Below are 23,330 nucleotides of genomic sequence, written 5' to 3' on the forward strand. Positions count from 1 at the left end.
GGGAAAATTGGTTATGGCTCAAGGGTATCAATAAATGCGTACAGATCTTTCCGGTGTCCCCCACAAACCTGGCGTGTATATGTTCAGGAATGAACGCCAGAAGGTTCTCTACGTTGGAAAGGCAAAAAATCTCAGAAAACGTCTCCGCAGTTATTTCCAGAAAACCCCTGCACGTGATTCGCGGAAGAATTCTATGATGCAGGAGGTTCGCGACCTCAGCTATATAGTTACCGGGAATGAGCTCGAGGCATTTATTCTTGAAGCGAATCTCATCAAGCAGCATAAACCCAGGTTTAACATAATTCTGAGGGATGACAAAAACTATCCTTATCTGAAGCTGACCGTCAATGAAAAGTGGCCGAGGCTTGAGGTTGTAAGAAAAATAGCCCGTGACGGGGCACTGTATTTCGGCCCATATATACCGGCAGGCTCAATGTGGGAAACACTTTCCTTCATCAGGAGGAATTTTCAGATAAGGGATTGTCGTTTTCCGCTTGATAAGCCGATGAGGCCATGCATCCAGCACCAGATGGGAAGATGTCATGCACCCTGTACGGGAAATATCAGCGAAGAGGAGTATGCAAAACTCACGGAAGAGGTAAAACTTTTCCTGAGAGGAGAAAAAAAGGATCTGGTTGACGGGCTCAGACAGAGGATGACCAGACTCGCAGAAGAACAGAACTTCGAAGAGGCTGCAAAAATAAGGGACAGGATACGTGCGATCGAAAAGGCATGGGAAACGCAGAAGATTGTTGCTCCGGAACTTGGGGATATGGACGTGATAGGACATTACCGTGAAGGCGGCGATGTATCGTTTAACGTCTTTATTATAAGGAACGGTATCATGATCGGATCAAGGGAGTTTTTTTTGAAGGGCACTGAGGATTTTTCGGAAAAAGAGATTATGCGTACCTTTCTCATGCAGTTCTATGCGAAAGAAATGATCCCTCCGCCGGAAATCGTGACACGCGTCATCCCGGCTGAATCAAAATCACTTGCTGCATGGCTGAGCCAGCGCAGAGGAATGAAGGTCAGGATAACCTCTCCGGGGTACGGAAAGAAAAAAAAGCTTGTCGGAATGTCTTCCGATAATGCGGGTTTTATGCACAAGGCAAGGCAGGAAAAAAACACAGAAGCAGTACTGCATGATCTTGCGGGGAGACTTGGGATTTCGGAAACCCCTGACGATATCGGGGCGTTCGATGTATCGAACATTTCAGGGGATGAAGCTGTGGGAGCATATGTTGTATGGTCAGGAGGGGATTTCCAGAAAGAGAGATACCGGAAGCTGAAGATAAAAACAGTCAGGGGAATTGATGACTATGCGATGATGGAAGAAATCATCGGGAGAATCACGGACAACCTGAAAGGCGATCTGCCCGACATGATTCTTGTTGACGGGGGAAAAGGACACCTCGAAGTTGCCAGAAGGGTTCTCAGCAGATATGCCCCTTCCCGGAACAAGGCGGCAGAAATGGTTGCCGTAGCCAAAAACCCCGACAGGGCGTACCTTGCAGGATATGATGAACCGGTCAGTCTCGAGGATGGGAAACCGTCATCTCTTCTCCTGAAGAGCATTCGTGATGAGGCGCACAGATTTGCTGTCGGTTTTCACAGAAAACTGAGGGAGAAAGGGCTTCTGCAATCCCCGCTTGAAAAGATACGGGGAATCGGCAGCAAGCGGAGGCTTGAACTTTTAAGGGTTTTTGGTAGTATAGAAGGTATCAGGCAGGCTTCTGCTGAAGACATCGCAAAGCTGAGGGGTTTTCACCAAAAACTTGCAGAGGACCTTCTGGATGAATTGAGAAGGAGAAGATGAAAAAAACTGCAGTACTTGTTTTGCTCTTTCTGCTGGTTCCGGCATATCCAGTATCAGCGTATACCGTATATCTCAATAACGGATCGGTAATCACGGGTGTCAGCTCATATGCAGAGCAGGGAGAAAAGGTCATCATTAATTTTGATGCAGGTTCCGTAACGATCCTGAAAGGGGATATCGCAAGAATCGAAGGAAAGGAACTGACCGGAAAGATTACCGGTGTAGACGAGGAGCCGGAAAAACTGCAGCAAAGGGAGACCGATGAACGCACGGGAACATCATATCAAAGACCTCAGTCAGTGGATGAAAAAAGTGCAAAAAAAAACACTCTGCTGAATAAACTGGATTCGGTTATCAATGATATAAAGGCTGTAAACGAGGAGGAGTCAAAGCTGGTTGCAGAGATAAACGAACGGCAGGGAAAGTCGTCCATTTATAATATCATTCAGCTCAAGCAGATGGAAAAGGATCTGGAACCGCTCTGGAGAAACCTTCGGGATGTGCAGCAGAAGAAATCAGAACTTGTGCAGAGGAGATACGACATCGAAGCTGAACTTAACTCGCTCCAGTAGACACTGCCTGCTTTCAGGGCAGGACATGACAACAGGTATACCGAAAAGCTCGTGAGACTTGCGCATTTCCGGAGCAGGGAATGCGGGACCTTTCCACGTGCTGTGCATGCCTGATGATACGGGTGCATCGATCCGTGAAAGGCTTTTTTCAGGAGGATTATGAATATTTATATTTCTGGCTCACTCGCGTATGACAGGATCATGAATTTCCCCGGAAAATTTTCTGATTACATTCTTCCGGACAAGATTCACATCCTTAACGTCTGTTTCAACGTCAACGGGATGTCAGAAAAATTCGGTGGGACCGCAGGAAATGTCGCCTACTCGTTGAGCCTCATGGAGGAGAAGCCCCGCGTGATTGCAACAATCGGAAAGGATTACCGGAATTATTTTGAATGGTTGAAAGAAAACAATATTCCTCTTGACGGGATAAAGATCATTGAAGAAGAGTTTACTGCAGGAGCATATATTACGACTGATATGTCAGACAATCAGATCACGGGTTTCAATCCCGGAGCCATGAAGTACCCTTCTGGGTACCGCTTCAACAATGTGGATTCCGGTGACAGTGTAGTCCTGATAGCTCCCGGCAATCTTCAGGACATGACCGGGTATGCAGAGGTCTGCAGGCAAAAGGGAATCGCCTTCATCTGCGACCCCGGACAATCACTCTCGAAGTGGGAAGGACAGGCTCTCAGGGATTGGCTGGACGGATCGATGATGCTGATATCGAATGATTATGAGCTGGAAGTGATAATGAAAATAACCGGACTGGACAAGAAAGCGCTTCTGGGTCTTGCCGGAATAATAATCACCACCCTTGGAGAAAAAGGTTCGCTCATTAGCACCGGCAACTATGATGAAGCAGTTCCTGCTGTGCGGGTTACAGAGGTTGTTGACCCGACCGGAGCAGGGGACGCATACCGGGCAGGACTTATAAAAGGGATTGCGTTGAAAAAGGATATCGCTGTTTCGGCACGGATGGGAGCTGTGGCAGCTACATATGCGATAGAGAAATACGGCACCCAGGAACATCGTTTTACCTGCGATGATTTCATCGGAAGATACAGGAGCAATTTCGGAGAGCTCTAACAGGAGTTTATCTTTTCTGTCAACTATACTGGGAAGTAATTCTCAAGAGATGTCACTATGATCAATGAGGCCGCAGTTAGGGCATACCTTTTCCAGATATTTTCGGATGTGATGCATATGGAGGTTTCCAAGCTCGGATCAGGTGTCCAGGGGTCCGGGTTTCTCATAGAGATGCAAACGTCTTCAGGCATACGGTCGTATGTGGTAAAAACACTCATCCCGGAAGGACTTGGGCATGATTATCCTTCGGACAGGGCAGCTGTTTTTCTGCTTGACCTCGATGAGTACAAGAATCTTCCGGGGCATGTGAGGGCGGTTGATGTGCTGTCAGAGATGGAGGACGGTTCCATAAAATCCATCGGCGGAGGAAAGGAATATTATCTTTTGATGGAACGGGCAGAAGGGGCACATTATTTTCATGACCTTGCCGCGTATGCAAACAAGACGCACCTTGGAGACAGAGATAGACAAAGGATACACGCGATGGCCTCGTATCTGGCCGGAATTCATGCGGTAAAAAAAGATTCAAGGGCCCTTTATTGGAGAAAGCTGAGGGACACAGTCGGACATGGAGAGTGTCTGATGGGGGTATTTGACACCTATCCTGACGGAACCCTGACATATGAAGACATGGCTGATGTCATAAAAAAATCGGTAGACTGGTATGCGAGACTGAAACCGAAATATGCAAGGCTCTCACAGATACACGGGGATTTCCATCCCGGCAATATATGGTTTAAAGAAGCATATGGATCGCCTCTCACGCCCGGTGCAGAAAAGACTGGTGATACTGAATTCGTTCTTCTTGACAGAAGCAGGGGGCCGTGGGGTGAACCGGCGGATGATGTAACTGCACTCACGATAAATTATATTTTCTTCTCTATAAAACAGTATGGCGATATAAGAGGAGCGTATCTTGAAGGGTTGGAGTTTTTTCTTGATGAATATATAAAGGAATCCGGAGATACGGATATGCCCGGAATTGTCGCGCCCTTTTTTGCCTTCCGCGGCGCCGTTGTCGCAAACCCCGTCTTCTATCCTGAGATTACACCAGAACAACGGACACGCATCTTCAGATTTGTCCACAGTGTACTTGATACCGAAAGATTTAAGATCGAAAACGTTAATGATTATCTGAAGTAACGTGGGAATCCGTGTTTCCTGCTTTTCCTGATCCGGAAGCGGGAACTGAAACTTTTTCTCCGTATGTGCACACTTTGACCGAGTACATTGTATAATAGGAGCCTGATGGATAACCAGTCCCCAAGAGAACGCAGGCAATTCAGGAGATACCCTTTCAGGGAAGATGTGCTGATTGACGGGATAATGCAGGCTTCGAGCATTGATATCAGTGAAGGCGGCATGTATCTCTGTGCAGTACAGCAATTCAATCAGGGAGATGCAATTGACGTAACAATACCCTTCAGAGGAGAGAAAATAAAAGTTAAGGCAAGGGTTCAGTATTTTCAGGCGGGTATCGGGATGGGTGTCATGTTTATCGAATTGACCGAAGAGCAGAAGGCAAAGCTCCGGGGATTAATTGAGAGTATCACCGCAGAACCGGACACGATAAAAATCGAAAAAAAGATCCTTCTGATTGAAGATAACGAAAAACTGCGGAGCCAGCTGAAGAGCAGGCTTTCGTCGGAAGGATTCACTGTGAAAGAGGCATCTGACGGTATAGACGCGATGAGGAGCCTTGCTGAATTTTCTCCCGACCTCATAATCCTTGACTTGTTCATGGAAAAAATGGATGGGTTCAAAGTGCTTTCCATATTGAAATTGCACCCGATCTGGAAGGATTTGCCGGTGATTGTCTGTTCGGGGCGCGGTACAGACGATGTCATCCGGAAGGTTATTGACGCGGGTGCGGATGAGTTTCTCAATAAAATGGTAACATCACCCACGAAGTTAATTCAAGTCACTAAGGCTGTTTTACAGAGGAAACCGAAAGACTAAAGTGCCCCCCTGTACTGATTGATCAAAAAATCAGTGAATTATTCGACTACCACAGATTACTCATGAAACGTGGAATAGCAGAAGAGATGCAGTATCATCGCTCATTCTCGGTCTGCGTTGCAGACCTCCGAGGTACAGAGTGTTCTTCGCTTTAAGGCATCGAACACTCTGTAAATCCGCGCTGATACCGCATCTCTTCTGCATTGAGTAAAAAATTTATGAATAATACAGGCTAAGGCGAAAAACGTATGTATTTGTTCCAGCAGCTGAAAAGCTCTCCTGTTGCAATGACGTCACCGACGCAGTATTTGGCGATATCAAGACATCGTCCTGCCTTGTAGAGATCTTTTATCTCATATCCGGTGATGCCGCTTTCCTTCGGGCTTTTTATGCCAAAGGCCCTGCACCACATATCGAGACTGAACCTTCTGCGGAAAGAACCATAGAATGTAAGCTGGTCAAGAAGATCTATGTGTGCATCATTGTATCTCCCCGGCATCAAATCTTTTGTAGGTTTGATACTGTGTACGGCAGAGCGAATCAGGATAAAAGGACAGTCAAACCCCCTGCCATTGAATGTTATGATCTGATGATATTTTCTTACGATCTTCCAGAATTTCTCGAGGATATCCTTTTCTGTTCCTGTTTCATAGACAATGTTATCTTCTTCAAAGGGGAGGAGCGGCGCACCGGTAGTCTGAAAAAACGCATACCCTTTCTGCAGGTCAGGGTCAAATAGCCCTATCGTAACTATTTCAGCTGTCAGCGGATACAAAGAGAGACGGTTCCTGATCTCTTCCTTCTCTTCTTCGGTCCCGGCATTCTTCATGAGGTATTCCTGTACAGGTATCTCGAGAGATTCGAAATCCTTCCCGACGGTCTCAATGTCGAAGATTATCCTGGACATAGTGATACCTATTATAACTATCCCTGTTTCTGAGTTTCCAGAAAAAAGTCCCAAAAACAGGATAGTTCACATAAGTGGATTCAGGAAATCCGGAAAAATTTCCCAAAACATCAAGAGTATCCTCATATAAGAAACTTTGACGCTTTCGCTGTCAGAAAACTTGCTGACATTATTCAAAAAAATCATCTGGCACAGATAATGCTTAAAAATAGTGAGCGCCTGAATTGTATACCGAAAAACCTAATTCTCATAAGAGGAGGTATACATGAAAAAACAAATGATTATCTGTACAATGCTGTTTTTGCTGCTGTGCTTTGGTGTTCCTGCACATGCCGATATTCTCGGAACAGCCCGTCTCAGTCTCATGCAGGGAGAAGTCCTTGTGCTTACCCAAGATACGGGAGATGAATGGATTGCTGCCTCAATCAATATGCCGTTAATGCCAGGGGACAGATTGTGGGTTCCTGAAGGAAGCAGGGCGGAAATCCAGTTTGACGGCGGCACGTATCTGCGCGCTGACAGCTTTACCGAAGTCGGTATTACCGGCATAAGGAGGGACAGAAGCGGGATCGTGATACAGGTGGCAATTCCCCAGGGAAAGATCTATGTGAGATACAGGGACTCCTCGGGAAGCAATACGGTATTCCAGGCGGATACCCCATTGGTATCCGTTATGGCATACAGGTCATCGAAATTCGGAATTGATGTATACGAAAACGGCTATACCGAAGTTTCTTCGCTGGATGGAACCGTATTTGTAGAAAGCAAAAACGGTAATACAAGGCTAAGCGAAGGGCATATGCTTGCCGTTGGAGAGAACAGCTATGCACAGCTTTCTCCTTTACGGCCGAAGGATGACTGGGCAAGGTGGAACAGTACACGGGATACCAGGTTTGCGCGCGCTGTCAGTTCACGATATCTTCCTCCGGAGCTCGGTATCTACAGCTGTGATTTTGATGACCATGGCCGATGGACGTATATATCGCATTATGGATATGTGTGGGCTCCCTCTGTTGTTGTGACAAACTGGTCTCCATATAGGTCAGGACGGTGGGTATGGCGTCATGGGGAATACGTCTGGATATCGTATGAACCATGGGGCTGGGTTCCCTATCATTACGGGAGATGGGCATTCAGGACAGGAACTGGATGGTTTTGGGTACCTCCTCCTGCGAATGCAGTAGTATGGACCCCCGGCCTCGTTGCCTGGATCTACACCCCGACATACGTCTCCTGGGTTCCTCTTGCCCCGGGGGAGATATACTACGGATACGGCAATTATGGTCCGCACAGCGTCAACCTGACAAAGGTCAATATCAAGAACGTGAATATCACAAACATCTACGTGAACGCAAGAGTGAAAAACGCGGTAACTGTTGTCAGCAGGGACACCTTCGTTACAGGAAAGAAGGTCAAGGTTATCAATGCCCCTGATAATCCTTTTCTTGCCGGAATCAGGGGATTTCCCGGCAGACCTGACATTAAGCCGGTCAGGATAAGTGTCATGCCATATCCGGAACGGTCAGTGCCCGCAAAAATTTTGCCGGCACGGAAACTGACGGAAAAAGTCTGGGGATATGGAATGCATAAAAGGCCTGTTGCGATACAAGAGAATACCTCGGTATTCAAGAGGGGCAGCCCTGCGGTTCCGATGAAGATCGTGAAGACCAAGCGTCCAAAACAAATTGTTCCTCAGAAAAAGACGGGCACTGAGAGATCTGCTGTCAGAACAGATATGCCCGGGAATCTGGGCCAGATGCAGAAAGGAAGAAACGGAAGTGCATATGATCAGAAGGGAGTGCCGGAAATACCTGTGGTGAAAAGGCAGATTCCGGAAAGGCCGGAGAAAGTGCCGAAAAAGCAGACAGGCAATGCAGCAACACAGGCACATGAACCAGGGAGTGTAATGGAACAGAAGCGAACAGCCGAACGACCGAAGTCTGCTCCAAAAGAAAGAACCGGGAACCCGTCATTACGGCAGCAAGAGCTGCGTACTCCCGGGATGCAGGGTGCTGTGCAGGAAAAGCGGAAAAGCGTACAAAAGGAACACATCGGCAGGCTGCCGGCAGGACAAGAGAAACGGGAGAAGCTGCAGGCGCAGATGAAGACCCGGGAACACGCAAAAACAGTACGGGGAGGAAGGACGATGCCGCAATCTGTACAGCAGGGAGGAATGGGACTGCAGCTCCAGAAGAAGCCAAAAGAAACGCCTTCTGGTAGTTCAGCCAGAGACGGAGGCGGATATTTTTCTCACGGGAAAGGACAGGGCACAGAAGAAGAGAAGACGGTGGAGAATCTTTTCAAACCAGGGAAGAATACGGCCAATTTTCTTCCTCGGTGAGAGACACTCGTACGGAATAAAAGGTATTGTGATAACGTGAAAACGCATAGTAAAAACCATGTGCACGGGGTATCATCCCCCGTGCATATCTGCAGCCCCTTTGCCTGCATACCATGCAGGCATGCAGCTATTCCAGTATGAGATCTTCAAGCCTCAGCCTTTTCCTCGGTCGAGGAGACTCATCCGGGTATCCCAGCGGGAGCAGGGCTACAACAAATATATTCTCGTCCCAGCCAAAAATATCACGAATCTTCTGTTCGTCGATCAGCCGGACCCAGCAACTGCCAAGACCGAAGTCAAGTGCCCTCAGAACCATGTGTTCAACCGCAATGGCAACATTGAAAGCAATCCTGGACCCAAGCTGTTCTTTGCTCATGAGGTTCAACTGGGAATCCATCTGTTCTGCCCGGCTGAGGAGTATTTTGATAATTCTGTTCTGGACGGCACCTGTTCTGCCGAGATCCTGGATTCCCGACACCATGCCTTCCAGATAGCCTCTTATATCAGCGCAGCATACAAATACTGCCGGAGCATTTGCGATAAACATCTGTCCGAAAGCTGCTTCAGACAGAGCTGTTTTGGTATTGCTGTCAGTGACAATTTTGAATCGCCATGGCTGGGCATTACATCCTGACGGAGCAAGTCGCGCAGCATCGAGGACAGCCGTTATGCATTCATCGGGTACAGAATCAGGCTTGAATCTTCTGATGCTTCGTCTTCTCTCTATTGCATCTTTCGTCAGCAGCATGACCGTGTGAGTTTTTCGATATCCACGGAAACGGGGAGGCCTGCACTCACTGTCCGAATCCGCTATGAGGCTTTTGGCAGTTCCCTGAAGACGTTCCAGGTCTTCAGCAGGTCGATAGCCCTTTGCAGCTGAATATCCTCTTTCTCGTCAATCTCGATAGGTATCATTTCATCAGACCCTTCCTGAACGTCTTCGAAATCAAGCTGACCATTTTTCAGATGCCTTTCGAGATCTTTTTCTCTAATGACGGGCCGCCCTTTTTCCCCTTCCTTTAATTCCTGTTTCACCATGATATCGGGTGTAATGCCGGTTGTCTGTATGGAAATGCCTTTGGGTGTGTAATACCGGGCTGTCGTTAGCCTGAGCGCTGAGCCGTCGGCAAGCGGGACCACTGACTGGACGGATCCCTTGCCGAACGTCTGGGAACCGATCAGCACAGCCCTGTTCCAGTCTTTCAGCGCACCGGCAACGATCTCGGAAGCGCTTGCACTGCCCTGATTGACCAGTATTACCATGGGTAACTGGGTGTTTGCATTGTTTTTTCCGCTCCGATACTCAACCTTTTCACCTTTTTTGTCTTTCATGTAGACCACCAGTTTATCCGAAGGCAGGAACTGGCTTGAGACGTCAACAGCGCTGTTCAAAAGTCCCCCCGGATTGTTCCTCAGGTCAAGAATAAGAGAGCTGATCTTCTGTTTTACAAGAGATTGCATTGCATTCGAAAGATCAGACGAGGTCTGTTCCTGAAACTGAATTATCTTTACATACCCGATGGTATCTTCGATAACCTTCGATTTCACGCTCTTGATCTTGATTATCTGTCTCAAGATAGTGAAGTCTTTCGTTTCTTTCCAGCCTTCTCTCAGTATAGTGATCTTGACCGATGTTGAAGGAGCGCCTCTCATCCTGCTGACGGCATCCTGAAGACTCATGTCCTTCGTGAATTCGTCATTGATCTTTATGATTTTATCAGCGGCCTTGATTCCTACCTTGTATGCAGGGGTATCTTCTATCGGTGCGATAACCGTCAGCATGCCTTCTTTTATTCCTATCTGTATTCCAATTCCTCCGAATTCGCCTTTCGTATCAACCTGCATCTCCTTGAACTGTTCTGGAGTCATAAAGGCAGAATGAGGATCGAGAGAATTCACCATTCCTTTAATAGCGCCGTAAATCAGGTCTTTTGGTTTGCTATCCTCGACGTAATTTTTCCTTACCAGTGAAAGTGCCTCTGAAAATACCTTGAGCTCTTCATATCCTTCGACCTCAGCCTGTACACTGGTCAGTGTCCACCTTCCGATGAAGATGCCTGCTGAGGCGACAAATAGTATAAGAAAAACCGTCAGGAGCGGTTTCTTGTCAAACATCCTTTTTCCCATGCGTTTCATCCTCCAAAGCGTTATCGTCTCTGCAGCCACTGTAACGGGTCAAGTGGTTTGCCTTTATACCGGATTTCAAAATACAGGCCGTCGGAATTCACGATGCCGGAATTGCCTACACGTCCTATGACATGCATTTCCTTTATTATATCTCCTACGTTTGCAAAAATCTCTGATAAACTTCCGTATAGGGAATGATACCCGTCTCCATGGTTAAGAATCACGAGCTGGCCGTACCCCTTGAACCATTCTGCGAAAACCACCTTGCCGCCATGCACGGATCGGGCCATTGCGTCTGGTGTCGCTTCAATAAAAGTGCCGCTCCTGAATATAGGGGTATTGAACTGAGGGTCTTTCTGAGAACCGTAACGGACGACTATCCTGCCGTCCACCGGCCAGGGGAGCTTCCCCTTGAGGGTTGAGAAGTTTTTGTCAGAGAGGATCTCCCTGCGTTCCCGTTCAGCCCTTTCTGATTCCCTGATGATTTCAAGGAGCTTTTTTGATGCCTGCTCCATCTCTTTCAGCATCTTTGTATAGGAAGATTTTTCTTTTTTCACTGAAACAAGCAATATTTCTCTGTCCTCTTTTTTTTCTGCAAGGGATTGTTCCTCAGCGCTGACTTTTTCCCGGTTTCTGGAGAGTTCTTTTTTCAGGGTTACAAGTTTCTTTTCCTGTATGGTGAGATTCTCCAGATTCGCTTTGTAATCGTTCAATACTCTGTTTTCGCTGGTTGCAATAAACTGCAGATACTTGATATTCCTCATGACTTGAGAGATGTCCTCGGCACTCATGAACAGCATCATGGTGTCTGTGTAATTGCCGTATTTGTGAATGGACCTTATTTTCTGCTTGATCCACTCCCTGTGACTCTCGATTTTTCTTTTCTTCTCCGCAATTTCGCTCTCTACCCTGGCAATCTGGGACTCGGTTGCCTGAAGGCGTTTTCTGTATTTTCTGAGATCCGACTCAACTATCTTAAGCTGCTTGTTGATATTTTCTATCTCTGAGAGGACCGATGATTCTTTTTTCCTGGTCTGCTCGATTTTTCTCTTTTGTGAACGGATCTCTTTCTGTATCTGTTTGTATTCCTCCTGGGGTGTTTCGGCCAGAGAGCAGTGAGACGCCGGAAGGAGAAAGGGGAAGAGGAATACCATGCAGTATGCAGAACACAGTATCAGCAGGGCGTGAAATTTTATTGCTCCCGCATACCGTATCCGCCTGTTTTTTCCTACGGAAAATCCCTTTTGTGTGCTGAAAAGGTAGCTAATATCTGATCCTCCCGATAGCTATTGCAGATCCGGTTATTCCGAGAAAAAGCCCTGCCGGGATAAGGACGAAGGAGGCTTCGACCGGAAAATGTACCATCTTGAATATGGGAAAAGAAAGGCTCAGATTGAGCACAACAAAATAATACAATGCGAGCATGCCGATGAAACTCAGAAAACCGCCTGCCATGCCTATTACAGCGCCCTCTATGATAAACGGCGCCCTGATGAAACCCTTTGTCGCTCCGAGGAGCTTATAGGTTTCAATTTCAGTGTTTTTCCTGAAAAAAAGAATTTTCACGGTGCTGTAGCAGACGAATATCATCCCGGCAGCCATAATCACCACGACGATCATCCCCGCAGTTTTGATCCCCATCCTGAGCGAGTAGATAGATGCAAGAAATCTCTCCCCGTATTCTATTTCCTGGATTCCCCTGAAATCACGCAACTTTTCAGTCAATCGCCTTATATTCTCAGGCCCCACCGCATCTGGCTTCAGCTTTATCTCTATTGTGTCGGGGAGGGGGTTTTCGCCGATTCCGCCGAGGATTATTTCAGCGTCTTTCAGTGTTGACTTGAGTTCTCTCAGTGCTTCATCTTTTGGAATAAGACTTGCCTTTATCACGGAGGGGTCTTTTTGTGCAGCACTGACAATGCTGTCGGTCTCCTCCTTTGACAGGTTATCCCTGAGATAGAGCATCACGGAAAATTTTTCCGGTAGTTTCCTGGTTATCATTTCAACATTGTAGACGGAAAGAACCGTAAGCGCGGTGAACAGGAGGCCTGCTGCGATCGTCAGGATCGACAGAAGGTTGATCCACTTTTCATGGAGGATACTCTGAAGCGCCATTCTGAAAGCATAAGGAGCAGCCATTCAGCAGATCTCCTCTCCGGCAAAATTGCCGAAATCCAGCTTAAAGACCCGTTTCCCGCTGTTTCTGAAAAGCTCCTGATTGTGTGTGGCGATAAGTATTGTAGCTCCCCGTGCGTTGATGTCCTTGAATGTTTTCATGATTCCGGCGGATGTATCCGGGTCGACATTCCCTGTCGGTTCGTCAGCGAGGATGATCATTGGTTCAGAGACTATCGCTCGCGCAATCGCGATCCTTTGCTGTTCACCCCCCGAGAGTGTCGGAGGGTAACTTTCAGTTTTATGACGCAGATTTACCATCTTGAGAGAATCGAAAACCCGTGCTTTTATCTCTCTTTCGTCCATGCGTCGTATTCTCAGGGCAAGGGCTACATTCTCAAAAATATTCTTGTTCTTGAGGAGTCTGAAATCCTGAAATACCACGCCGATTTGCCTTCTCAGCTCCGGGATCCTCGACTCCCTGAGCCTGTCGACATCCCATTCTGAAACCCTGACACTTCCCTCATCGGGTTTTTCCGCCATGTAAATAAGTTTCAGGAGAGTGGATTTGCCTGACCCGCTTGGTCCGGTAATGAAGACCATTTCGCCTTTTTCGACAGAAAAGGTTACTTTCCTTAATGCGGTATGATTTTCATAGTGTTTTGATACGTCTTCGAAATGTATCATCTCATCAAAGAAGAATGAAATACAGCCAAAAAAAGGTTACCTAAAATTGCGTCAGAACCTGAACCTGTCATTTTCCAAGCGCCTTGCGGACAGTTTCGGCTATATTTTCGGGAGTCAGCCCGTAATGCGTCAATAGTTCTTCTGATTTCCCCGAACATCCGAAGTCATCCCTTATGCCGATCCTGACAACGGTTGAAGGACGGGTTTCAGAGAGAAATTCGCTTACCGCGCTTCCCAGTCCTCCTATGATGGAATGCTCTTCTGCGGTAATCAGCACTCTGCTTTTTTCCGCGGCTTTCAGCAATACATCGGCATCGAGGGGTTTTACCGTGGACATGTTGATCACTCCGGCATCGATATTTTCCTCTTGCAGCTTTGCTGCCGCGTTAAGGGCCATTCCTACCATGATTCCCATGGCTACGATGTTCACATCCTTTCCGATATGAAACGCGTGAGCTTTCCCAATATTGAAAACATAGTCATCCGGCATGACCAAGGGAATTTTTGCCCTTCCGAGCCTTACATACACCGGCCCTTTGTACTCTGCGATAGTATTGATCACCTGCCTGGTCTCATTGCCGTCTGCAGGCACAATGACAGTCATATTGGGGAGCACCCTCATGAGGGCCACGTCTTCAATCGCCTGATGGGATGCTCCGTCCTCACCTACGGTAATCCCGCTATGAGTGGCTACCAGTTTGACATTGAGGTTGGAATAACAGACAGTCTGCCGTATCTGTTCCCATGCTCGACCGGTTTGAAATACCGCAAATGTTGAAGCAAAAGGCAATTTCCCTGCGAGAGAAAGTCCGCCTGCAGTGCCGATCATATCCTGTTCAGAAACGCCAAGATTGAAGAACCGTTCAGGAAACGCCTTGGCAAATTTCCCGGTTTTTGTCGATCCGGAAAGGTCTGCATCCAGGACAACCAGATCGTTTCTTTTATTACCGAGTTCAAGCAGTGCTGCTCCATAGGCATCTCTTGTGGCCACCTGTTTCCTTCCAGCAGTCTGTACGGCATGCGCTGTTGTCTGTGCCCTTTCTCCCATTAGTTCTCCAGCTCCTTTATTGCCATTTCGAGTTCCTCAGATGTTGGTGCGATCCCGTGGTATTCAACTTTTCCTTCAAAGAAGGATACCCCTTTCCCTTTTATCGTACGTGCAACTATCATGGTCGGTTTGTGCTTCACTGCCTCTGCGCTGTTCAGCGCGTCAACGATTGCCTTCATGTCATGTCCGTTGATGTCCATGACGTTCCAGCCGAAAGATTCCCATTTGCTTACAATCGGCTCGATGTGCATTACGTCGCAGCAGTGGCCGTCAATCTGAAGACCGTTGTTGTCGATGAAGGCACAAAGATTATCGAGCCGGTAATGGGCAGCGGTCATGGCAGCCTCCCAGACCTGACCTTCCTGTATCTCTCCGTCTCCGAGAAGGCAATACACGCGAGAACCTGATTTATCAATCTTGAGTCCCATCGCGATTCCGTTTGCGATGGAGAGTCCCTGGCCGAGAGAACCTGTCGAGATCTCGACGCCGGGAAGTTTCTTTGAGCATGGATGCCCCTGCAGGGGACTTCCAAGCTTGCGCAATGTCCTGAGCAGCTGCATGTCAAAATAGCCTGAGAGAGCAAGAGCGGCATACAGGACCGGTGCCGCATGACCTTTTGAAAGGATGAACCTGTCCCGTTCCTCCCATTTCGGGGTTGCCGGGTTATGCCGCATTTTGTAGAAATAGAGCGCGGTCACAATGTCGGCAGCGGAAAGGGAACCTCCTGTATGTCCGGAACCTGCTTCGGTAAGCATTTTGAGAATTTCTCTCCTCAGATCCTTTGCCCTGGCTTCAAGTGAGTGTACATCAACAGCAGCAACATCAGTTTTCATTTTTTTTGGCCCTCTTCAATATGAAATTAAGCAGGATATCATCGAGACTCCTCGTCATCTGTTCATCCGGCTCAGTTTTCTGCTCCGGCTTTACAAGAGTATTTTCTGATATTTCTGCCATTACCTCTTCCTGTACCGAAGTGCTCTCCGGGAGTTCGTCATGAAAAGTGGATGGTTGATCATTCGGCGTTGCATCTCCGGCTGCCGCGGATTCGACTGTATACTTGCCGGCCAGAAGCTCCTTGATCATGGTTTTGTGCTGTATTTTCATCAGGTTTCTGACCTTATCGTTCAGGTCGGGGTGGCCGATTACGTGGGCATAACTGGTCTTTTTCGATGCGAGGATTGCGCCTTTTGAGTAAAGAAGCGAGACAATCACAGGATTATTTTTTCCACTATCCTCTGTTTGCACATGGTATATCTTGTCTTTGTACGATATGTTAGTATTATAGCCAACAAGCATTATCTCTATGGTCTATGCAACACTTATCAAAGTATTATATATGGCCCGGGGAAAAAAAGTGAAGTGGGGGAGGTGATGAGAATCGCAATTGCGGTGTGGCTGACAGGTCTTCCCGGGAGCGGAAAGAGCTCTGTCGCCGATGAAGTGAAAAAAAACCTTCCCGGCATTGTTGTTCTCAGGATGGATCGGTTGCGGAAAATCGTGACTCCCGAGCCGACATATTCGGAATCAGAAAGGGATATTGTTTACAGGGCATTGGTATTTCTTGCAGCCAATCTTACAAAACTCGGCCATGATGTCATCATAGATGCGACGGGAAATCTCAGAAAATGGCGTGATCTCGCAAGACAGCATATTCCCGGATACATTGAAGTGTATCTCAGATGCCCGTTGCAAGTGTGCATGCAGCGGGAGCAACTGCGGAAAACAGCGCATGACGCACCAGGGGATATTTATCGCAAGGGTACAGAAGGCTGGCCTGTACCGGGAATTACGGTGCCTTATGAGGAACCGCTGAATCCTGAAATCATCATTGATTCGGACAGCACTCCCGTAAAAGAGGCTGCAGCGAGAATCATGGAAAAAATAGCGCGGAGGTAGAATCTGTTTCTGTGGTATTCATGAGAATCCGTCAGAAAGAAGAAAACGCTGCATAACCGTTCATACCTATGCATATTTACCTGATTCAGGAGCGGCGATATTCCTATATTTTGAGTGCCCTTGTGATTCCCTTCAGTTCAAAAAGCACGGTGACCGAAAAATCGCCGGGCCTTTTGACAAACCCCAGATTGACACCCCAGCACTGGCGTATGTATTTGATATTCAGGGCGATGTCCCTTGTCTCATTTTCCTCAGCATCGTACCAGAAGCGGCTGTCGATAAAAAGCGATTTGTAGGGATGTATCCCGATACCCGCGACAAAGGTATTGATATTGTCCGACCTGCTGTATCTCTGCCCGGCAGTGAGGGATATGTCAGAGAAATCAAGCCGGATATCTGAGTTGATGTTTTCCAGTCTCCCCGTGTGCACATTGTATTCCGAATCAAGCCGCATTGCAACCGGCCTCCGCATCCCGATTTCGAGCTTCAGCGGCAGAAACGGTCTGTCGCCAAGATAAGAATCGAACCCCTCTGATATCCTGAATACCAAAAACTCTCCCTTGTCTGAGAACAACCTGTTGAGGAATGCAATTTCAATTCTCGATGTCTTTTGCATCTGTTCGGCTGAGTCGAAGATAGGGAGGCTGTTTTCAGAGTTTGATATGAAGGTGTAGCTGATGGATGGTTCGACGATATGGGTATAGGGTCCGTACCGTTTCGATACCCTGGAATGCCCTGTTATGCGATACTCGAGGGATTCCCGGTTAAGGGAATTTTTGTCTCCTCTTCTCAGGGAATAGGCTGTTTCCCTGAGACCGAGAGTCTGCAAAACCGAGATGTCTTCGCCGAAGGAGTAGGATATCTGCGGATAGATATCAGCCCGTTGCCCGAGGATTCCTTCATCCCTCCAGAAGTTTGTGAACGCGGTTGTTGCGGATACCAGGAAATGACCTGTCCTGGTGGGATTCAGCACAAATCCTGCTTCGGGAAGCTTCTGGGCGGGATCCAGACTGCCGGTCTTGAGGTCAATCCAGTATTGCGACAAGAGATAGACACGGGAATTGGAGAAAGGAACAGTTACCTCTCCTGTGGAGTCAAGAAAACGGTGAGTCCTTATCTGGATATCGTTGACAAACTCCCGGTAGTAATCTTTTTCATTGATAAGATTGACATTGATATATCCACCGGGACCGTCAGCGGAATGCTGATCGTGAAACGCCCTGAATTCAACGAAATCCTTGTGCAGTTCGTTATCCCTGAGATGATACAGCCACCACTTTCCTTTTATATTGCCAGGCTCAATATATCTGTATTCAAGACCTTCTCCAAGCCCTCTTTTTGTATATTCGTCGAGGATGAATGTTGCATCGTGGTTTTCTGAAATTGCCCAGTACAGCGGTATGTTCAGGTGCAGACCCCTTGAATTGCTGTACCCTATCACAGGCATCAGAATGCCTGATTTTCTCTCGGTAAGAATTGGCGCCCACAGATACGGGGCATAAAGGACCGGGATATCCATGATGCGAAAAGATACATCTTTCGCCTTCAGTCGATCTCCTATCATCGCGTCAATATCTTTTCCGTGAAAGCACCAGGCAGGGACCGGTCCGTCGCATGTCGTAAACGTCGCCTCAGGGCTGAAATAATATTTGTCTCCGAGTTTCCTGATTTCCCGGCCGGAGACATGATAGTTGTCCTTTTTGTAGAGTATCTGTGCATCAAAGATCGTCCCTGTTCCGGTTTCAAGGTTCATCTCAATCCGGGCTGCCCGGATCGATGTCTTGCTGTCATTGTAAATGACATCCCCGGTTGCGACGACCTCTGAGGTCTGCTCGTTATAGCGTATTTCGAGGGCTTCGATTACTGCATCGCCCTGCTGGATTTTCACATGCCCCCTGGCAAGATAGGATGCCGTATCCTTGTGGTATTCGAGCGTGTCTGAGGTAATAACCGTCTGCTCTCCGGCAAAACAGCGGCCAGCATAAAACAGGCCGGAAGCGGCAAACAGAAAAAAGAAAAGAGAGTAAAAAGCCGACCATATTACGAAGGATCTGTGCGGGGATATTGCTTTCTGCAGAGACAGTATGACTGCAGATAAAGAGCCGCGAAAAACTCCCGCATTCAGCATCACCTCACTGATTTTGTGAGATGCTGATACGGTATCACACGGATTCATGGTATGATGTGTTCCCGTCATTTTTTTCACTTTTGGGTTCAGGAGCCGCAACTGATACTATTCCCTAAGACCTGTAAGCACACCCCTCTGGCCAAGCACTTCCTTTGCTTCTCCTATTGTGTAGAATGAACCGGTAATCACTATAAGGGGCAGGGCGTTTTCCGGGTAGCCTTTCGTAGATGTTCCATCATACATGGCACCGGACGCCATTGTTTTCGCATGCGCAATCGCATCCTTTACTGTAGGCGCGGTTGTGACGCGGGGGAAGCCGAGTGAACGGGCGATATCCGCAAGCGTATCAGGTCTCGCAGCCCTGGCATATGAGGGAGCGGTCAGGATGATATCTGATGCAAGAGGAAGCAGCGGACCCATGATCCCGGGCACATCCTTGTCTCCCATGATGCCGAGTATCAAAATGAGCCTGCGGTGCATCCCGGCGAAACAGTCTTTCAGTTCCCTGGACAGTGCGGTCGCAGCTGCTGCATTGTGTGCCCCGTCGATCAGGATCGGCGGGTCTTCATGCACGAATTCAAGTCTCCCGGACCATTTTACATTTCTCAGTCCTTCCCTTAAGTATTGAGACAATTCCGGGAACTCATGTAACGGGTGACAGGGAGGGGACTGCATGTACGACGTGCATCTGCCTAATGCGATCATTGCTGCTTCCAGGGCAACAGAGGCATTCAGCATCTGGTGTTCACCAGCCAGCGGCAGCACCATGTCGTCCATAATGCATGATCGACCTCCTGAAAATCTGAACAAAATCCCCGTGATGTCTTTTCTTTTCAGTTCTGAGGAAAAATCTTTTCCGTACAGATACATGTCAGCAGACCTTTTCTCCGCGGTCTTCTCAATTACTCCAAGCGGACCGGCATCCTGCCGGGACACCACAACAGGAACGCTGTTCTTTATAATCCCTGCCTTTTCTTCCGCAATTTCCTCGAGGGTTTTGCCGAGGAACTCCTCATGATCCATGCTGATACTGGTGATGACCGATACTTCCGGTGACACGATATTGGTAGCATCGAGCCTTCCTCCCATACCGACCTCCATGACGGCGATGTCGATTTTTTTTCTCTTGAAATAGAGCATTGCCATAGCGGTCACCACTTCGAAAAATGTGGGAGAAAAACCTTTGCTGAGTGAAATGGTATCCCTTAATTCTGACACAAGGGCAACAACTTCATCCTCAGTTATCTGGGTATCATTTATCCTTATCCTTTCCGTAAAGCTTATGAGATGGGGTGAAGTGAAAAGGCCGGTTTTGAAGCCTGCTGCCTGCAGAATAGACGCGATCATTGCTGATGTCGAACCCTTTCCGTTTGTCCCTGCCACATGGATACAACGGTAAGACTGCTGGGGAGAACCGAGGGAAGAGGCCAGCCTGCGGATATTGTCCAGACCTAACTTGATTCCGTATTTCTGGAGATTATAGAGATAGCTGACCGTTTCATTGTAAATCATAAAAGAAGTTCGAACAGTCTTGCGAGGGTTTCTCTCAGGTTTTTTCTGTCAAGTACGAGGTCAATCATGCCGTGCGAAAGGAGGAAATCCGCCCTCTGGAAATCATCGGGAAGCGGCTGCTTTATCGTCTGTTCAATGACTCTCGGACCGGCAAAGCCGATCAGGCTTTTCGGTTCGGCAATAATGATGTCGCCGAGCGTAGCAAAGCTTGCGGTGACCCCCCCGAATGTGGGATCACAGAGGATCGAAATGTAGAGCATTCCGTTATCCTTCAGTTTTCCGATTGCAGCAGATACCTTTGCCATCTGCATGAGGGAAAAGATTCCTTCCTGCATCCTTGCCCCGCCGGAAGAAGCAACAGTAATAAGAGGCTGTTTTTTTTCTATTGCCCTTTCCGCGGCCCGTGAGACCTTTTCCCCAACAACGGATCCCATGCTTCCGCCCATAAAAGAAAAGTCCATGATGATGAGACAGACAGGATGCCCTTTTATGAGCGCATCCCCTGAGATTACAGCCTCAGGAAGAGTGCTTTTTTTCTGATTCTCTCGTATCCTTTCTTTATATGAAATGGAATCCTTGAAGTGAAGGGGATCGACTGTCATGAGACCCTCATCCATCTCCGTGAAGCTTCCCTCATCAGCAAGAAGTTTCAGCCGCTCCCGCGAACTTATCCTGAAGTGGTAGTTGCACTTGGGACAGATCTTCAGGTTCCTTTCTATCTCCTTCTTGTATATTATTTCCTTGCAGCCTTCGCATTTGACCCAGAGGCCTTCCTGTATTTTCCCCTTTTTGTCAGCCTTGATATCTTTTGTCTTCTTAAACCACGCCATTTCCTACACCTTTTCTGTTTTTGTGTGCAGATGTTCAGACAGCATGCATGTTCTCCTGAAAAGCCTCGACAAAGACACTGAAAACGTTACCGTCGCACTGGCAGACGTGCTCATGGGATGGCCTTTCTCAGGCTGACCAGATACTGCCTGAGAGCTTCAGGAGATTCATGGAGCATCCTTACAATTGCACTGCCAACGATAATCCCGTCTGCCATCCCTGAAACGACTGATGCTTCTTCAGGCCTTGATATCCCAAATCCGACTGCAACGGGCTTTTCAGTATGCCTCCTGATATGCGAAATCACGGTATCCATTGATCCGTCAAGAGTCAGAACAGACCCTGTAATGCCGGTTATGGATACATAATAGACAAACCCGCGTGCTGCTTTTGTTACCTTTATTATTCTGTCTTCAGTTGATGTCGGTGCGATAAGGAATATGGTATCGAGCCCTGCATTTCTTGACAGCTTGATGAAATCTCCTGCCTCATCAGGCGGCAGATCGGGGATTATTACACCGTCGACACCTGCGTCTGTTGCGTCTGTCACAAAACGTCCGGGACCATACTTGAATACAGGGTTAAAATATGTCATGAGCACAATGGGCACTTCTGTGGTATTCCGCAATGTCTTAACAAACGATACCACTTTTTTCAGTGTGATGCCATTCAGCAGCGCCCTTTCAGACGCGCGCTGAATTGTCGGCCCGTCAGCCAGGGGGTCTGAAAAAGGCACCCCCAGTTCAACAATGTCCGCTCCGCATTCCTTCAGGAGATGCACGGTTTTTTCGGTTATTTCAAGGGAAGGGTCCCCCGCCATGATATAGGGAATAAAGGCTTTTTTCCCTTTCTGCTTCAGGGTTCTGAAGGTATTCCCGATTCTTGACATTACAGTTCGATCCCCTTAATCCTTGCAACCTGCTGAACGTCCTTGTCGCCTCGTCCGGAGAGGTTTACCACAATGACCGCATCCCGCGGAAGCAGAGGGGCAAGCTTTATGACTTCAGCCAGTGCATGTGCTGATTCGAGGGCGGGTATGATGCCGTCGGTCATAGAAAGCATTTCGAAGGCGGAAAGAGCTTCATCGTCAGTTGCGTAAGAATACTGAATACGTCCTGAGTCTTTCAGGAAGGAATGCTCCGGCCCGACAGACGCATAATCAAGGCCTGCTGATACAGAATGCGTGCCGAGGACATTCCCGTCATCGTCCTGCAGCAGATAGCTTTTACATCCCTGGAAGACACCGAGAGAGCCACCCGCAAACCGCGCCGCATGTTCCCCGGTTTCGATGCCCCTTCCTCCTGCTTCTACGCCGATCATTTTCACTTCCCTGTCAAGGAATTCATGGAAAAGGCCTATTGCATTGCTTCCGCCACCGACACATGCGATGAGATAATCAGGGAGTTTCCCCTCTGCCTCAAGGATCTGCGTTTTCGTTTCCCTGCCGATGACGGACTGGAAATCCCTCACCATCATCGGGAACGGGTGCGGGCCGAACACTGTGCCGAGTATGTAATGAGTCGAGCGCACGTTGGTTGTCCAATCGCGTAGAGCCTCATTGATCGCATCTTTCAGTGTCATTGAGCCGGTCGGAACTTCAGTGACTTTTGCGCCGAGCAGTCGCATCCTGAACACATTCAGCGACTGCCTTTTCATATCCTCCGTTCCCATGTAAATTCCGCATTCGAGGCCGACAAGGGCGGCTCCTGTTGCAGTCGCGACACCATGCTGTCCGGCTCCCGTTTCAGCGATAACACGCTTCTTGCCCATCAGTTTTGCAAGCAGCACCTGTCCAACCGCATTATTGATCTTGTGAGCACCGGTGTGAGCCAGATCTTCACGCTTCAGGTATATTTTTGCACCTCCCAGATGCTCAGTCAGTCTCCGGGCAAAATACAGGGGTGTGGGTCTTCCTATATAGGTTTTCCGGAGATGGGCAAGCTGTTTTTGAAACTCTCGGTCTTTTCTGGAGCGGTAAAAGGCTTCCTCGAGTTCCAGGAGAGCAGGCATGAGAGTCTCAGGTACAAAACGGCCTCCGTAGATGCCGAAATATCCCCTTCTGTCAGGTCTTTTTTTGATGCACACCTCCCACCAGGTGATGGCTTTTTCTCAGGTGTGTATTATATCTCATCTCGGCGAAATATTTACACACTTGTCACACGCTGTCTGCGGGAAAGGAAGCGTTCTGATTTCAGCCATCATGTGGTTGCCGGTACCTTACTTCATTGAAACCAGTGGCGAGAGAGAAAATTTTCCGTTTACGCGTGACAGGACGTATCATTCCATGATACATTTTCTG

At 48.0% G+C, this 23,330-nt stretch carries 21 protein-coding genes; 7 read left to right on the plus strand and 14 right to left on the minus strand.

Translation table 11 applies throughout. The features are described 5' to 3' along the window. Positions 1-34: 34 nt before the first annotated feature. The 5 genes from uvrC (at position 35) to AB1552_08115 (ending at position 5,442) form a co-directional block, all read left to right on the plus strand. Positions 35-1,819, plus strand: coding sequence for an excinuclease ABC subunit UvrC (uvrC, locus tag AB1552_08095; GenBank protein ID MEW6053733.1), 1,785 nt, complete (start codon positions 35-37; stop codon positions 1,817-1,819). Further along, complete coding sequence (locus tag AB1552_08100) at positions 1,816-2,391, plus strand: hypothetical protein (protein MEW6053734.1); 576 nt, start codon at positions 1,816-1,818, stop codon at positions 2,389-2,391. Before uvrC ends, AB1552_08100 begins: the two co-directional genes overlap by 4 nt. A 159-nt stretch (positions 2,392-2,550) precedes the next feature. Beyond that, positions 2,551-3,483, plus strand: coding sequence for a carbohydrate kinase family protein (locus AB1552_08105; GenBank protein ID MEW6053735.1), 933 nt, complete (start codon positions 2,551-2,553; stop codon positions 3,481-3,483). 57 nt (positions 3,484-3,540) lie between these two features. Next, positions 3,541-4,626, plus strand: a complete 1,086-nt coding sequence (locus tag AB1552_08110) for a phosphotransferase (GenBank protein MEW6053736.1) — start codon at positions 3,541-3,543, stop codon at positions 4,624-4,626. A gap of 105 nt (positions 4,627-4,731) precedes the next feature. Next, positions 4,732-5,442, plus strand: a complete 711-nt coding sequence (locus tag AB1552_08115; GenBank protein MEW6053737.1) for a response regulator — start codon at positions 4,732-4,734, stop codon at positions 5,440-5,442. Between the two features lie 232 nt (positions 5,443-5,674). Here AB1552_08115 and AB1552_08120 read toward each other — a convergent pair whose 3' ends face one another. Next, positions 5,675-6,349, minus strand: coding sequence for a ribonuclease H-like domain-containing protein (locus AB1552_08120; GenBank protein MEW6053738.1), 675 nt, complete (start codon positions 6,347-6,349; stop codon positions 5,675-5,677). A 265-nt stretch (positions 6,350-6,614) separates the two neighbouring features. Here AB1552_08120 and AB1552_08125 point away from each other — a divergent pair, with 265 nt between their 5' ends. Further along, positions 6,615-8,690 carry a DUF6600 domain-containing protein gene (locus tag AB1552_08125; GenBank protein ID MEW6053739.1) on the plus strand — a complete coding sequence of 692 codons (2,076 nt, stop codon included), beginning with the start codon at positions 6,615-6,617 and terminating at the stop codon, positions 8,688-8,690. Positions 8,691-8,817: 127 nt separating this feature from the next. On the opposite strand, the gene AB1552_08130 is transcribed toward AB1552_08125, so the two are convergent. The 8 genes from AB1552_08130 to AB1552_08165 all read right to left on the minus strand — a co-directional run bounded on the left by AB1552_08130 (position 8,818) and on the right by AB1552_08165 (position 15,963). Continuing rightward, on the minus strand, positions 8,818-9,438 hold the full coding sequence (locus AB1552_08130; GenBank protein ID MEW6053740.1) for a nitroreductase family protein: 621 nt from the start codon (positions 9,436-9,438) through the stop codon (positions 8,818-8,820). Between the two features lie 62 nt (positions 9,439-9,500). Next, positions 9,501-10,817, minus strand: a complete 1,317-nt coding sequence (locus AB1552_08135) for a S41 family peptidase (protein ID MEW6053741.1) — start codon at positions 10,815-10,817, stop codon at positions 9,501-9,503. 20 nt (positions 10,818-10,837) lie between these two features. Beyond that, a complete protein-coding gene (locus tag AB1552_08140) occupies positions 10,838-11,971 on the minus strand; it encodes a peptidoglycan DD-metalloendopeptidase family protein (GenBank protein MEW6053742.1) in 1,134 nt (377 codons plus the stop codon). Positions 11,972-12,080: 109 nt separating this feature from the next. Next, positions 12,081-12,956, minus strand: coding sequence for an ABC transporter permease (locus AB1552_08145; GenBank protein ID MEW6053743.1), 876 nt, complete (start codon positions 12,954-12,956; stop codon positions 12,081-12,083). Then, positions 12,957-13,619: a cell division ATP-binding protein FtsE gene (ftsE, locus tag AB1552_08150; protein ID MEW6053744.1), complete on the minus strand. Its 663-nt coding sequence runs from the start codon at positions 13,617-13,619 to the stop codon at positions 12,957-12,959. 67 nt (positions 13,620-13,686) lie between these two features. Further along, complete coding sequence (locus tag AB1552_08155; protein MEW6053745.1) at positions 13,687-14,667, minus strand: transketolase family protein; 981 nt, start codon at positions 14,665-14,667, stop codon at positions 13,687-13,689. Continuing rightward, on the minus strand, positions 14,667-15,500 hold the full coding sequence (locus AB1552_08160) for a transketolase (protein ID MEW6053746.1): 834 nt from the start codon (positions 15,498-15,500) through the stop codon (positions 14,667-14,669). The genes AB1552_08155 and AB1552_08160 overlap by 1 nt, the downstream gene beginning before the upstream one ends. Further along, positions 15,490-15,963, minus strand: a complete 474-nt coding sequence (locus tag AB1552_08165; protein MEW6053747.1) for a hypothetical protein — start codon at positions 15,961-15,963, stop codon at positions 15,490-15,492. The genes AB1552_08160 and AB1552_08165 overlap by 11 nt, the downstream gene beginning before the upstream one ends. Before the next feature lie 75 nt (positions 15,964-16,038). Here AB1552_08165 and AB1552_08170 point away from each other — a divergent pair, with 75 nt between their 5' ends. Then, on the plus strand, positions 16,039-16,563 hold the full coding sequence (locus tag AB1552_08170) for an adenylyl-sulfate kinase (GenBank protein MEW6053748.1): 525 nt from the start codon (positions 16,039-16,041) through the stop codon (positions 16,561-16,563). Between the two features lie 103 nt (positions 16,564-16,666). Here AB1552_08170 and lptD read toward each other — a convergent pair whose 3' ends face one another. From lptD to trpB, 5 genes are all read right to left on the minus strand, one after another. Beyond that, entirely contained in the window at positions 16,667-18,760 is a 2,094-nt protein-coding gene (gene lptD, locus AB1552_08175; protein MEW6053749.1) for an LPS assembly protein LptD, read from the minus strand. Between the two features lie 36 nt (positions 18,761-18,796). Continuing rightward, positions 18,797-20,203 carry a folylpolyglutamate synthase/dihydrofolate synthase family protein gene (locus AB1552_08180; GenBank protein ID MEW6053750.1) on the minus strand — a complete coding sequence of 469 codons (1,407 nt, stop codon included), beginning with the start codon at positions 20,201-20,203 and terminating at the stop codon, positions 18,797-18,799. Beyond that, positions 20,200-21,033 carry an acetyl-CoA carboxylase, carboxyltransferase subunit beta gene (accD, locus tag AB1552_08185; GenBank protein MEW6053751.1) on the minus strand — a complete coding sequence of 278 codons (834 nt, stop codon included), beginning with the start codon at positions 21,031-21,033 and terminating at the stop codon, positions 20,200-20,202. The genes AB1552_08180 and accD overlap by 4 nt, the downstream gene beginning before the upstream one ends. Positions 21,034-21,143: 110 nt before the next feature. Continuing rightward, positions 21,144-21,920, minus strand: coding sequence for a tryptophan synthase subunit alpha (gene trpA / locus AB1552_08190; GenBank protein MEW6053752.1), 777 nt, complete (start codon positions 21,918-21,920; stop codon positions 21,144-21,146). Continuing rightward, the gene (gene trpB, locus AB1552_08195) at positions 21,920-23,110 is read right to left on the minus strand and encodes a tryptophan synthase subunit beta (protein ID MEW6053753.1); all 1,191 of its coding nucleotides are present in this window, start codon (positions 23,108-23,110) and stop codon (positions 21,920-21,922) included. Before trpB ends, trpA begins: the two co-directional genes overlap by 1 nt. Positions 23,111-23,330 lie beyond the last annotated feature (220 nt).

Source organism: Nitrospirota bacterium (assembly GCA_040754395.1).
Taxonomy (GTDB): domain Bacteria; phylum Nitrospirota; class Thermodesulfovibrionia; order Thermodesulfovibrionales; family SM23-35; genus JBFMCL01.